This is a genomic window from Streptomyces sp. BE303, assembly GCF_036290945.1.
Taxonomy (GTDB): Bacteria; Actinomycetota; Actinomycetes; order Streptomycetales; family Streptomycetaceae; genus Kitasatospora.
Genome location: NZ_JAQYWZ010000613.1, coordinates 32462 through 44556, shown reverse-complemented (window position 1 = coordinate 44556; position 12095 = coordinate 32462). Strand labels below are relative to the sequence as shown.

13 protein-coding genes are annotated in these 12095 nt (G+C 74.7%); 5 read left to right on the top strand and 8 right to left on the bottom strand.

Annotated elements, in window-relative coordinates:
- Positions 1-545, top strand: a 545-nt coding sequence (locus PUR56_RS14115; protein WP_329949162.1) for a carbohydrate binding domain-containing protein, incomplete at its 5' end; no start/stop codon positions are given.
- A 287-nt stretch (positions 546-832) separates the two neighbouring features.
- Here the strand turns inward: PUR56_RS14115 and PUR56_RS14110 are convergent.
- From PUR56_RS14110 to PUR56_RS14090, 5 genes are all read right to left on the bottom strand, one after another.
- Positions 833-2128, bottom strand: a complete 1296-nt coding sequence (locus PUR56_RS14110; protein WP_329949161.1) for a multidrug effflux MFS transporter — start codon at positions 2126-2128, stop codon at positions 833-835.
- 138 nt (positions 2129-2266) lie between these two features.
- Positions 2267-2746, bottom strand: coding sequence for a hypothetical protein (locus PUR56_RS14105; RefSeq protein ID WP_329949160.1), 480 nt, complete (start codon positions 2744-2746; stop codon positions 2267-2269).
- A gap of 457 nt (positions 2747-3203) precedes the next feature.
- Positions 3204-4088: an alkaline phosphatase family protein gene (locus PUR56_RS14100; protein ID WP_443034493.1), complete on the bottom strand. Its 885-nt coding sequence runs from the start codon at positions 4086-4088 to the stop codon at positions 3204-3206.
- A gap of 187 nt (positions 4089-4275) precedes the next feature.
- On the bottom strand, positions 4276-4662 hold the full coding sequence (locus PUR56_RS14095; protein ID WP_329949159.1) for an ADP-ribosylation/crystallin J1: 387 nt from the start codon (positions 4660-4662) through the stop codon (positions 4276-4278).
- Positions 4663-4789: 127 nt separating this feature from the next.
- On the bottom strand, positions 4790-5980 hold the full coding sequence (locus tag PUR56_RS14090; protein WP_329949158.1) for an acyl-CoA dehydrogenase family protein: 1191 nt from the start codon (positions 5978-5980) through the stop codon (positions 4790-4792).
- Between the two features lie 104 nt (positions 5981-6084).
- Here PUR56_RS14090 and PUR56_RS14085 point away from each other — a divergent pair, with 104 nt between their 5' ends.
- On the top strand, positions 6085-6657 hold the full coding sequence (locus PUR56_RS14085) for a GNAT family N-acetyltransferase (protein WP_329949157.1): 573 nt from the start codon (positions 6085-6087) through the stop codon (positions 6655-6657).
- Between the two features lie 61 nt (positions 6658-6718).
- Complete coding sequence (locus PUR56_RS14080) at positions 6719-7036, top strand: hypothetical protein (RefSeq protein ID WP_329879474.1); 318 nt, start codon at positions 6719-6721, stop codon at positions 7034-7036.
- A gap of 8 nt (positions 7037-7044) precedes the next feature.
- On the opposite strand, the gene PUR56_RS14075 is transcribed toward PUR56_RS14080, so the two are convergent.
- Positions 7045-7353, bottom strand: coding sequence for an AzlD domain-containing protein (locus PUR56_RS14075; RefSeq protein ID WP_329879473.1), 309 nt, complete (start codon positions 7351-7353; stop codon positions 7045-7047).
- Positions 7353-8246, bottom strand: coding sequence for an AzlC family ABC transporter permease (locus PUR56_RS14070; RefSeq protein ID WP_329949156.1), 894 nt, complete (start codon positions 8244-8246; stop codon positions 7353-7355). Before PUR56_RS14070 ends, PUR56_RS14075 begins: the two co-directional genes overlap by 1 nt.
- A gap of 69 nt (positions 8247-8315) precedes the next feature.
- Between PUR56_RS14070 and PUR56_RS14065 the strand changes: the two genes are divergently transcribed.
- On the top strand, positions 8316-8966 hold the full coding sequence (locus tag PUR56_RS14065) for a helix-turn-helix domain-containing protein (RefSeq protein WP_329949155.1): 651 nt from the start codon (positions 8316-8318) through the stop codon (positions 8964-8966).
- A gap of 84 nt (positions 8967-9050) precedes the next feature.
- Here PUR56_RS14065 and PUR56_RS14060 read toward each other — a convergent pair whose 3' ends face one another.
- Positions 9051-10967: a cholesterol oxidase substrate-binding domain-containing protein gene (locus PUR56_RS14060; RefSeq protein ID WP_329949154.1), complete on the bottom strand. Its 1917-nt coding sequence runs from the start codon at positions 10965-10967 to the stop codon at positions 9051-9053.
- Positions 10968-11220: 253 nt separating this feature from the next.
- Between PUR56_RS14060 and PUR56_RS14055 the strand changes: the two genes are divergently transcribed.
- On the top strand, positions 11221-11958 hold the full coding sequence (locus PUR56_RS14055) for a carbon-nitrogen hydrolase family protein (RefSeq protein ID WP_329949153.1): 738 nt from the start codon (positions 11221-11223) through the stop codon (positions 11956-11958).
- Positions 11959-12095: the final 137 nt, after the last annotated feature.

Sequence of the window (12095 nt, the reverse complement as noted above, 5' to 3'; positions counted from 1 at the left end):
CCGCCACCCCCGGCAGCGTCACCGCCGGCTCCCCCGCCACGCTCAACATCACCACGGCGGGCACCACCACACCCGGCACCTACCCGCTCACCGTCACCGGCACCGCCGCCTCCGGCACCCACACCAGCACCTACACGCTGACCGTCACCGGCGTCACCCCGCCCGGCGGCCTGGTCAACGGTGGCCTGGAGACCGGCAGCCTCGGTCCGTGGACCTGCCAGAGCGGCGGCTCCGTGGTGAGCACCCCGGCCCACTCCGGGTCCTACGCGCTCCAGGCCGCGGCCAGTGCCTCGCAGACCGGCCAGTGCCAGCAGACCGTCACGCTGGCGCCCAACAAGGCCTACACGCTGACCGGTTGGGTCCAGGGCAGCTACGCCTACCTCGGCGTGAGCGGCGGTGCCACCGGCTCCGCCTGGACCAGCGCGAGCGGCTGGACCAAGCTCACCGTGCCGTTCACCACCGGCGCCTCCGGCACCGCCACGGTGTACCTGCACGGCTGGTACGGCCAGGGCAACGTCTTCGGCGACGACTTCTCCATCGCCTGACGGCACGACAGCCGGCGAAAGCCTGAAGCCGACGGCTGACGGCTGACGACTTCTGACGGCTGACGGCCTATTCCGTCGGAGGACGGACGAGCCCGGCCGTCCCGTCAGGGGTGCCGCTCAGGGGTGCCGCGACCATGCGTCGCGGCACCCCTGACGCGGTTCCTGCCGGAGTACCGCGGCACCGGCGGGACCAGGGCCGCAGGACGGCGCGGCGCGCTGCCGCGAAGGCAGCGGCCCGGCCGCCCCACGGGGGACGGGCGGGCCGGCCGGGCGCGTTCCCCGCCCCGCTACGCGACGGCCGGCTTCGGGGCGTCGGCCGGGGTCGACCTCCCGGGGCGGCAGAGGACGGCGTAGGACGTGGCGGCCAGCACCGAGCAGCAGAGCACGACGATCGCGAGCAGGACCGCCGACGGCTTGCCGCCCAGGCTGCTGAGCGGGGCGACGATCGCGCCGCAGAGAAACGTTCCTGTGCCGATGAGGGCGGAGGCGGAACCGGCGGCCTTCGGGGCGACCAGGCTCAGGGCGCGGGCGGCGGAGTTCGGGAGGACGATGCCGAGGCTGCCCATCATCACGAAGAGCGAGGCGCAGAAGGCGACCAGCCCGAGGTCCCAGACGGCGGTGACGAGGAACAGGGACACGCCCGCCGCGATGGACGTGCCGAGGCCCACCGTCATCAGCGTCCCGGCGGTGAAGCGGTGGGCGAGGACGCGGCCGTTCAACTGGGTGACACCGACGATCGCCAGCGAGTTGAGCCCGAACAGCAGGCTGTAGGTCTGCGGGGACACGTGGTAGACCTGCTGGAGCACCACCGAGGAGCCGCTGATGTAGCCGAACAGCGAGCCGAAGGCGAAGGTGCTGGTCAGCGCGAGGCCGAGGAACGGCAGCCGGCGCAGGAGTCCGCCCATGGTGTGCAGCGTCGTCCCCAGACCCCCGCCGTGCCGGGCGGAGGCCGGGAGGGTCTCCCGGAGGGCGGCGAAGGCGATCAGGGTGAGCAGCAGGCCGAGGACGGCCAGGGCCCCGAAGGTGCCGCGCCAGGAGGTGACGCGGAGGAGCTGGGCGCCGACGAGGGGCGCGAGGATCGGGGCCAGTCCGGATATCAGGGTGATCGAGGCTAGGAAGCGGATCATCGCGACGCCCTCGAAGCGGTCGCGGGCCACGGCGCGGCCGATGACGAGCCCGGCGGCGCCGGCGGCGCCCTGGACGAAGCGGCTGGCGATCAGGACGGGCAGGTTGGGCGCGATCACGCAGACGATGCTGGCGACGGTGTAGACGACGAGGCCCGCGAGCAGGGGCGGGCGGCGGCCGAGGCGGTCACTGAGCGGTCCGAAGATCAGCTGGCCGGCGGCGACGCCGAACATCGAGAAGGTGAGGGTGAGCTGCACGGCTGCCGGTTCGGCGACGAGGTCCTCGGCGATCGCGGGGAGGCCCGGCAGGTAGAGATCGGTGGTGAGGGGGCCGAGGGCGACCAGGCCGCCGAGGACGGCGATGGTGGCGCGGCCGGGGGCGTCTGCGGTTCCGGGGTCGGTGGGGGCGGCGGGAGCGGTCGACGTGTCACCGGCGGGGCCGGCGGTCGAACCAGGCATGGGGCTCCTCTCGGAACGAACGCGGGAGTCGTGCTCGCTCCGTCCTACCCCAGCGGCCCGGCGCCCCGACAGTCGGGGTCCGCCGCGTGGCCCACGGCCCTCCCTCCGCCGCCCCCTGCCGACCGGGGGGCGGGCCCGTCAGCGCGCGACGCGCTCGGCCCGCAGGGCGGCCTGGACGGCGGCGCCGTCCTGCCACGCGTAGAGCCGGTTGCCCGTCAGGGTCACGTTGTAGTGGCCGCAGGAGCCGGTGACCTTCGAGACGACGCCCTCCGGGAACCAGCCCGCCTTGAGGGTGGCCGGTGCCGGGTGGCCACCGCGGCCGGATGCGGTGGCGGTGCACCCGGCGGGCAGCCTGCCCTCCGGCAGGGTGGCGATCAGCAGGCGGTCGTCGCCGGTGGTCGAGGCCAGGTACCGGACGGAGGAGGCGTTGTCCGGCAGCCAGGTCGGCACCGAGTGGCGGCCGGCCTTGGCCTCGCTGCCGCTGGCGTAGCTGGACTGCTCCTGGTGCCGGCCGTCGTACCAGTCGACGACCCGAGGTCCGACCGCCACGGCCGCGGCGGCGACGGCCATGCCGGTGCCGGCCACTCCGAGTACGACCTTGCCCACGATGCCGTTCATGCCCGCCTGCCCTCTCCTCCTGTGGTGCCGCCCCGTGCGGCACCGCCACCACTGCTGTGCGGCGCGCCGTGCGGCACCGCCCGCCCGAGCCGTTGCCCGAGCCGTTGTCCGGACCACTGCCCGGACCACTTCCGTACCTCTGCCGGAACCGCTGTCCCCCGCGGCCGTCGCCGACCCGGTCCGGGGGCCGGCGCTCCGGTCGTCTCCCATCCTGGCCCGTCCGCCCCTGTCGGGACGTCACCAGCAAGTCGCGACCGTCCGCCGTCCTTGGGGGGTACGCCCTCCACCTTCAGGCGTACGCGAGGCCGTCCGGTCTAGGGGTTCACCCCGGTCGAGCCTGGCCCGGACGGGGCCGGGGCGCACCCGGCCGGGGCCGCCCGGGTGCGCGGGCCACCCGCTTGCCGGACACCGCACCGGGCCCGGCGTACCGGGCCCTCGTGCCGGGGCCGTCCGACCGTCAGGCCCCGGCCGGGACGGGCCGGGCGACGGGGAACGGACGGCCGTCCAGGGTCCAGTGCGGGTCGATCGGCCGGCCGAGGGCCGCGTACACCTGGGCGGCGACGTCCGGGTGGCGGATCTCGCCGGTGGGCGGCGCGGCGGGGATGTCCGGCCCCGCGCAGGCGACCCAGGCGGTGCGCTCCTCGGGGGTGCGTCCGCCGTGGCCCCCGGCGTCGACGTGGCCGTGGTCCGTGACGACGATGATCGTCCACGCCTCGTCGGCGTAGCCGGGCCTGGCCCGGACCGCGTCGAGCAGGCGGCCGAGCCGTTCGTCGGCGGTGCGCATCGAGGCGCGGTACTCGTCCCCGCAGCCGAGGAAGTGGGCCGTCTCGTCGACGGCGCCGAGATAGACGAAGGAGGCCTCCGGGTCGGCGGCGCGCAGGACGTCGACGGCCTCCCGGATGACCTCCTCGTCGACGGCCTCCCAGGCTTCGGGGGTGTCCTCGGCGGGGGCGACGTAGCTGAGCCGGCCGGGTGCGCGGAACAACGGTCCGCCGGACTCGCCGATCACCAGCGGGTCCCAGCCGGCCGCGACGTAGGTGCGGCGGCGGTCCTGCCGGGCCAGCCTGGTGGTGAAGTCGGGGAAGACGTCGAGCCGGTTGCCGCCCAGGTGGTTGCCCCAGACGCCGTGCTTGGCGGGTTCGACGCCGGTGACGACGGTGGCCCAGCAGGGCCCCGACATGGTGGGCGTGGACTCCGCCACCGTGACGGGCGCCAGGAAGCCGGCCCCCGCGACCTCCGCCAGCCTCGGCATCGGGACCTGCTCCAGCAGGTCGTACCGGACGCCGTCGATTCCGACGACGAGGACCCGGGGCCGGGGGCGGGGCAGCGGTGGTACGGACATGAGGACGGTGGTTCCTTTCGCGGTGCGGGTGCCGGACCCGCCCGCGAGGGCGTCACCGACCGCGTCATGCTTCACGCCTTGCCGGACCACCAGGTGTCCTCCGGCACAACGCCGGGTGACCGTGCGGCGTCCGGTGTCACCGCGCGCGGGTGGTCGGATCGGGCGGCCGGGAGCCCGAACGGCCCGGTCACGACGCGGGCCGGAACTCGTGGACGACCTCGATGCGGCCGACGATGTGCCGGTTGAACTCGGGCAACTCCTCTGCGGGCACCCAGAGTTCGAGGATCGTCCGGCCGCCCGCCCGCCGCACGGGATAGCGGGCGAGGAACGCGGTCTCCACCTCGAACCGCGTGACGTAGCCGACCCCGGACGCGGGGACGTTCCAGTCGCGGGCGATGCGGACCGCGTAGTCCTCGTTCAGCACCGGGTAGAAGATCGGCTGGTCGGGGAGGCGGGGCGGCCAGGCGCGCCGGTCCGCGGCCTCGACCAGGGCCAGCTCCGCAGGACCGGTCGGGCGCCAGAGGGTCGTGGTGGGCGTGACTGGGGTGACGGGCTGCGCCGTCGGGCCGTTCATGGTCACCGAAGGTATCCACGAACGGCCCGGCGGACGAACCGTTTTTCCCGTGCGGTGCCGCCGCGGACGCCGCGCGGGACCGGCCCGGACCCGGCCGGTGGCGACGGTCCGCAGTCGGGACCGGCCGTCAGCGGTAGGCCGACTCTCCGGTGATGGTCTCCCCGAGGACGAGGGTGTGGATCTCACCGGTGCCCTCGTACGTGAGCACCGATTCGAGGTTGTTGGCGTGCCGCAGAACGGGGTACTCGGTGGTGATCCCGTTGGCGCCGAGCACGGTGCGGGCACTGCGGGCGATCTCGAGCGCGGCACGGACGTTGTTCAGCTTGCCGAAGCTGATGTGCGCCGGGCGGGCCGCCCCCTCGTCCTTGAGCCGGCCGATCCGCAGCGCGACCAGGTACGCCTTCTCGACCTCCAGCATCATCTCCACGAGCTTCTGCTGGGTGAGCTGGAACCCGGAGATCGGCCGGTCGAACTGGATCCGGCTCTTCGCGTAGTCGAGCGCGGTGGTGTAGCAGTCGCGGGCGGCGCCGACGGTACCCCAGAGGATGCCGTAGCGGGCCTCGTTGAGGGAGGAGAGCGGTCCGCGCAGGCCGCTGACGCCGGGCAGGACCGCGTCGGCGGGCAGCACGACCTCGTCGAAGGCCAGTTCGCTGGTGACGGACGCCCGGAGCGAGAGCTTGCCGTGCACGTCGGTCGCGGTGAAGCCGGTCGTGCCGGGTTCGACCAGGAAGCCCCGGACGCCGTCCTCGGTCTGCGCCCAGACGACGGCGACGTCGGAGACGCTGCCGTTAGTGATCCACATCTTGGAGCCGGAGAGCACCCAGTCGGCGTCCTCGCCGGCGCCCTTGCGGCGGGCCCGGGTCCGCATGTTCGCGGGGTCGGAGCCGAAGTCCGGTTCGGTGAGGGCGAAGCAGCCGATGAGTTCACCGGCCGCGAGACCGGGCAGCCAGCGCTGCTTCTGCTCCTCGGACCCGAAGGCGTGGATCGAGCGCATGGCCAGCGAGCCCTGGACGGAGACGAAGCTGCGCAGCCCGGAGTCGGCGGCTTCCAGCTCCATGCAGGCGACGCCGTAGGCGGTGGCGGTGGAGCCGGTACAGCCGTAACCGTCGAGGTGCATGCCGAGGACACCGAGGGCGCCGAGCTCCGGGGCGAGTTCGCGGGCCGGGAAGACGCCCCGCTCGAACCAGTCACCGACGTGCGGGCGGATCCGCTCGTCGGCGAACCTCCGCACGGTGTCGCGGACGAGCCGCTCCTCGTCGGTGAGCAGGTCACCGACGGCGAGCAGGTCGGCGGGGTCGATCCTGGTCGGCTTCGCCATGGGAGCTCCTTGTTAGTCTCGGCGGGTGCCGGGCGCAGCGCTGGGTACCGGCGAGTATTCCGCACGGGCCCTGCCTTCGGAGGACCGGCGGCGAGGGAGTGAGCATGTACACAGTCCGGCGGCTGGCGGCGGGCGAACTTCGGGACTCGGCGGGGCCGCTGGCCGAACTCCTGGTCGACACCGTCGGCAGCGGCTCCTCCCTCGGGTTCCTCGCCCCGCTCGACGCCGCCGAGGCCGCCGGCTGGTGGCGGGCCCTGGCCCCGGACGTCGCGGCCGGCCGGCTGCTGGTCTGGGCCGCGCACCACGACGCGGACCACCGGATCGCGGGGACGGTGCAGCTGCGCCCGGCGACCCCCGCCAACGGCCGGCACCGGGCGGAGGTGGCCAAGCTGATGGTGCACCGGGCGGACCGGGGCCGGGGGCTGGCCGGCCGGCTGCTGACGGCACTGGAGTCGGCGGCCGTGGAACACGGGATCCGGACCCTGGTCCTGGACACCGAGACGGGAAGCCCCGCCGAGCGGCTGTACGCGGCGGCGGGCTGGACCCGGGTCGGCACCGTGCCGGACTACGCGACCGACCCGTCCGGGACGCCGCACGCGACGACCGTCTTCTACAAGGCACTGCCCGCGGAACCGGCCGCCGGGCCGGACGTCCGCCCCGGCCGGGACAAGCTCTAGGATGACCGCTCTCGCACACGGGCGGGATGCGGGGGACGTGACGAGACGTGAGGGGTGGACCGTGGCGCGTTGGGCATTGGTCGTCCAGGAGACCGACGGAATAGGCGACGACCGGATCTGGGGCACCAAGGTGCTCGCCGAGATCGAGGGCAGCCGCGAGGACGCCCTCGCCGAACTGCGGAAGCTGGTCCCGTCGTACACGCCGCAGCACCCGTTCAACAGCCGCCGGCGCACGCTACTGCGGGACGGCGACACCTACATGCTGATCTCCCGGGGGAGCATGCGGGACTACCACTGCGTCTTCAAGGTGTGGGAGCTGCTGTGGGACAGCAAGCGCCCGGAGGTCCAGCAGGAGCGGCTCACCGACGGAACCCGCTGAGCATCGGCTCAGGAGACCCCGGCGAGCCGGAGCAGCGCCGTGGTCGCGGCGGCCGCCACCACCACGAGCGGGAACGGCGCGCGGCGCAGCACGAGGACCCCGGCCACCAGGACGCCGGCCGGGCGTGCCCAGCCCGCGAAGTCGTGGCCCTGCGTGAAGGTTCCGGTGGCGACCAGGGCGACCAGCAGGACGGCGGCGGCCACGGCGAGCAGGTGGCGTACGCGGTCCGAGACGGTGAGCCGGTCACCGAGCAGCGGGCCGGCGATCCGGAACGCGTAGGTGCCGACGGCCAGCAGCAGGACGGCGAGCAGGGGCATCAGTGGACCTCCTCGGCGAGGGGGGTCGGCCGGCTGCGGTCGGCCGCGCCTCCGGCACTGTCGGCGGGGGCGGACGGGGCCGCGTCGCCGGACGGGCCGGCCTTCGCGGCGGAGTCCGAAGGGCAGCCGGCCGGGTCCGCGGGGACGGCGGTATCGCCGGGCCGAGCGGGATCGGCGGTATCGCCGGACCGGGCGGGACCGGCGGGATCGGCGGGCCGGGCGGGACCGGCGGGGCGCCGGGCGAACAGCAGGCCGGCCAGGGCGAGCAGGACGGGGACGCCGGCCGGCAGGAACGGCGTGGCGGCCACCGCGACCACGGCGCCGGCCAGGGCGGCCGTCCGGGTGCGGGGGTCGGTGAGCGACGGCAGGACCAGGGCGAGCAGCACGGCCGGGAAGGCCGCGTCGAGACCGAGCGCGTCGGTGTCACCGATCATTCCGCCGGCCGCGGCGCCGACCAGCACGGAGGCGTTCCAGACGGCGAACAGGGCGAGGCCGCAGACCCAGTACGCGGCCCGGCGCCGCCGCCGGTCGGGCTGGAGCAGGGTGAAGGCGACGGACTCGTCGGTCAGGAGCTGCGCGCCCAGCAGTCTCCGCCACCAGGGGCCGTCGAGCACGCCGGCGACGGTGAAGCCGAAGGGCAGCAGGCGCGCGTTGAGCACCAGCCCGGTGGCGACGGCGGCGAGCGCGCCGCCGCCGGAGAGGACGACGCCGATGGCCGCGAACTGGGCACCGCCGGCGAAGACGAGGACGGACATGACGACCGGCACCCAGAGCGGGAGACCACCGGATACGGTGATCGCCCCGAACGAGGCGCCGACCAGGGCGTCGGCGAGACAGACCAGGGCGATGTCACGGAGCGTGGAACGTTCCAGGGTTCGAAGGAGCGAACGCATGTCCAGTAGAGTGAACCCCATGGCTACCGTTCGTCAAGGCGAACGCTTGGACCTGTGGAGCGAACGCGGATGAGTGACACCAGCGACGGGATCCCCCCGACCGACCGCCTTGCCCGGCCCTCCGGTGCCGGCGCCGGCAGCGGCCAGGGATCACACCCGGGCTCCGCCACCGGATCGGAGCTGATCGGGCTGATCGCGGCGTCCATCCGGCGCGAGCGCGAGCGCACCGGCCTGTCGATGGCCGAGCTGGCCCGGCGCGCGGGGATCGCCAAGTCGACGCTCTCGCAACTGGAGTCGGGCGCCGGCAATCCCAGCGTCGAGACGCTCTGGGCGCTCGGCGTCGCCCTGGACGTGCCGTTCAGTCGGCTCGTCGACCCGCCGCGCCCGGTGGTCCGGGTGGTGCGGGCAGGCGAGGGCCCGATCACCCACTCCGAGCGGGCCGACTACGCCGCGACCCTGCTCGCCTCCTGCCCGCCCAACGCCCGCCGCGACATCTACCGGATCGACGCCCAGCCCGGCGAGACCCGGGCCTCCGACCCGCACATGACGGGGACGGTGGAGCACGTCCTGCTGGGTGCAGGACGGGCGCTGGCCGGGCCGACGGAGGCACCGATCGAACTGGGGCCGGGCGACTACGTGAGCTACCCGGGGGACGTCCCGCACGTCTTCCGGGCGCTGGAACCCGGCACCCTCGCGGTGATCGTGATGGAGCACATCTGACCGGACGTCGGACGGGTTCCGTCCGGCTCACACCCGCAGGACCCTCAGGTCCTCAGGTCCTCGGCCCCTCACGCCTTCACGCCCTCACGCCCTCAGCAGCCGGTCGAGGAAGGGGTTGCCGAAGACCCGGTGCGGGTCGTGCCGGTCGAGCACCGCGATCGCCTCGTCCCACCCGGGCCCGCCGCCGTCCCGGTGGCTGGCGGGGATGACCCGGTCGAGGACGTCCGGGTCCGCCCAGGCCGCGTCCTCGGTGTAGGCCCAGCCCTTCGACCACTCGACGCGCAGACCGGCCCTGGTGCCGTCGAAGGAACGCAGCAGGGCCTGTTCGAGGTCCCTGCCGAAACGGTGCAACCCGGGCGTGTTGGGGAAGCCGAGCACGTCGAGCCAGACGGCGGTGTCCCACTCGGGCCGGTCGGGACGCGGGCGCAGCGCGGAGAGCAGCGGCGGGCGCGCCCCGGGCACCCCGGACCACGCGGGGTCGTCCAGGCCGGTGACCCGGATCTCCACCGCGCCGTTCACCGGGAACTCGCCCCGCGCCCGGTAGGCGTCGAGCAGCGTCCGGTACCGGTCGGCGAACTCGGCCACCACCCACTGGAGATCGGCCCGACGGGCGAGGATCGCGTAGCCGTTGGCGGTGACCCGCAGGGTGGTGGGCCGCACGTACTGGAGCAGGGTGCGGGACGGACCCCAGAGGTCGGAGCGCAGGCCGCCGGCGAGCAGGTGGGTGAGCACCTCGCCGGTGAGCAGGTCGCGGATCAGACCGCCCGAGAGCAGGATGTCGGTGATGTCGCCGGTGAGCGCCACCTTGGCGATCAGGTACTGGAGCTGCCCGAAGAGCGGGGCCACGGCCCAGGAACCGCCGACGAGTTCACCGGCCAGACGGGCGACGGGCTCCGGAATCGAGTCGGAGAAGGGGTAGTTGTAGGGCTCGTCGACGGCGCGGGAGCCGAACGGGCGGGTCGGGGCGACGCTCCAGGTCTTGAGCCAGGGGCGGTCGGTGTAGGCGAACCAGATGGCCTCGGCGCGGCCGTCCCGTTCGACGAAGTCGGCGAAGGTGCGCGGCCGGCCGGCGGTACCGGGCCGGGCGAAGAGTTCGGCGGCCGGGATGTCCAGCCGGCTGACGCAGCGCAGCGGCCGGTCGGCACCGGCCCGGAGGACCGCCTCCGTGAGGAACGCCCGGCCGAGGTGGACCAGGAAGGCGGCGCTGTCGGCCTCGGACCGGTCGAAGGTGCGCAGGGCGTACCGGTCGGTGGCCGGGTCGTGGACGACGGCCGTGAGCCGGGTGACCTGGTTGCTGACCGAACCGTAGCCGTGTCCGTCGGGCCGCAGTTCGCCGGCCGCGGGGACGGCGGTGCCGTGGCCGCCGATCGCGAGCACGCCCCCGACGGTCAGTTCGCCCGGGGCCGGCACGGCGGTGAGGCCGAGACCCCGGCCGGCCAGGTGGGCGAGCAGGTCCTCCATGGTGGCGCCGGTCTGGACCCGGACGGTGGTGGGAGAGTCGGCGGTGATCGCGGTGAGGTGGCGGGTGGTGTCCAGCAGCAGGACGCGGGCCGCCCCGGGGGTGCCGTCGGCGACGGTGAGCGGTGCCCAGGTGTGCCGGTACCCCTGGGGGCGCAGCCGCCAGCCGTGGGCGCGCGCCCAGTCGGCGAGCGCGGGGATCTCCTCGGGGGTGCGCGGGGCACAGGTCCAGAGCTGGTCGGTGCGGACCTCGCCCGACCAGTTCTGGTAGACGCTCCGGGTGATCTCGGTGCCGGCGGGCAGGTCGGGCGGGAGGGCGGGGAGGGCGGCGGCCTCGGCGCCGTCCGGTCCGACGGTGCCGCGCAGCAGCCAGGCGCCGGTGCCGAGCGCGGCGGTGGCGCCGAGGAGACGCCGACGGCTGAGGCCGGTCGGGGCGCCCCGGTCAGGGCGGCCGTCGTGGTGGCCGAAGCCGCCGGGGTCGCCGCTACCGTGACCGTCCCTGCCGCTGCCGCTGCCGCGATCGTCGTGCTGTGGTGTCGCCATGCCCGCCCCTGTCGATCGGCCCCGGCGGACCGGGGCCCGGATGGTTCCCCCGGTTCGGGGCGAGCGTACGGAGCGGGCCGTTCGGGCACGGGGCGACGCCTCGCGATCTTCACTCGATCAGGTGAACCTTGCCCCGTTCTGCGACAGGCTCGTAGGTTAAGAGTGATCACCATCCCGGATCACGCCCGATCACTCTCGATCCCACCTGATCACGCCCGGAGGCCCCACCGTGCCCGCGCCCGAGTCCGAGCCCGTGTCCGCATCCGCATCCGCATCGGCTCCGCTGACCGTCGCCGTCGCCCAACCCGTCTGCGCGGAGTCCGGCCGGCCCGACACGGTCGTCCTCAACGTCGAACGGCACGCCACCACCGTCCGGGAGGCCGGGACGCGCCTGGTGGTGTTCCCCGAGTTCTCGCTCACCGGGTACGACCTGGACGCACCCGCCCTCGCTCCCGGTGATCTCAGGCTGGCGCCCCTGGTCGCAGCCTGCGCCGAGACCGGCTCCGTCGCGCTGGTCGGCGCGCCGGTGGCGGACCGGGACGGGCGCGAGTACATCGGCACGCTGGCCGTCAGCGGCCGGGGCGTCGAGGTCGCCTGCCGGAAGACCCACCTGCACGGGCAGGAGGTCGAGCGGTTCGCCCCGGCCGGGACGCCGTCCGTCCTGGAGCTGGACGGCTTCCGCCTCGGCCTCGCCGTGTGCGCCGACGTCGCCGAGCCCGGGCACGCCGAGCGGACCGCCGGGCTCGGGATCGACGCCTACGTCGGCTCCGCCCTGTACGGGGTGAGCGAGTCGCAGCTGGCCAGGCGCGACAGCCACATGCGCGAGCGGGCCACCGCCCACGGGGTGTGGGGCGTGCTGTCCACCGGCGCGGGCGCCAGCGGCGACTTCGCGGAGACCTCGGGCGGCTCCGGCGTCTGGGCGGCGGACGGTTCGCTGGTCGTCCAGGCCGGCGACGGGGCGGGCGAGATCATCCGCGTCGAGCTCCGGTAGGCCCCTCCCGGGGCGGCTCCGACGGCGCCGCCCCGCCGACGCCGCAGCCCTGCTCCGGGTTCGGAAATACCCGGGGCCCGCGCGCGGCTGTGGTGATCGGAAGCGGGACCCGGAACCGGGACCCGGACCCCAGACCC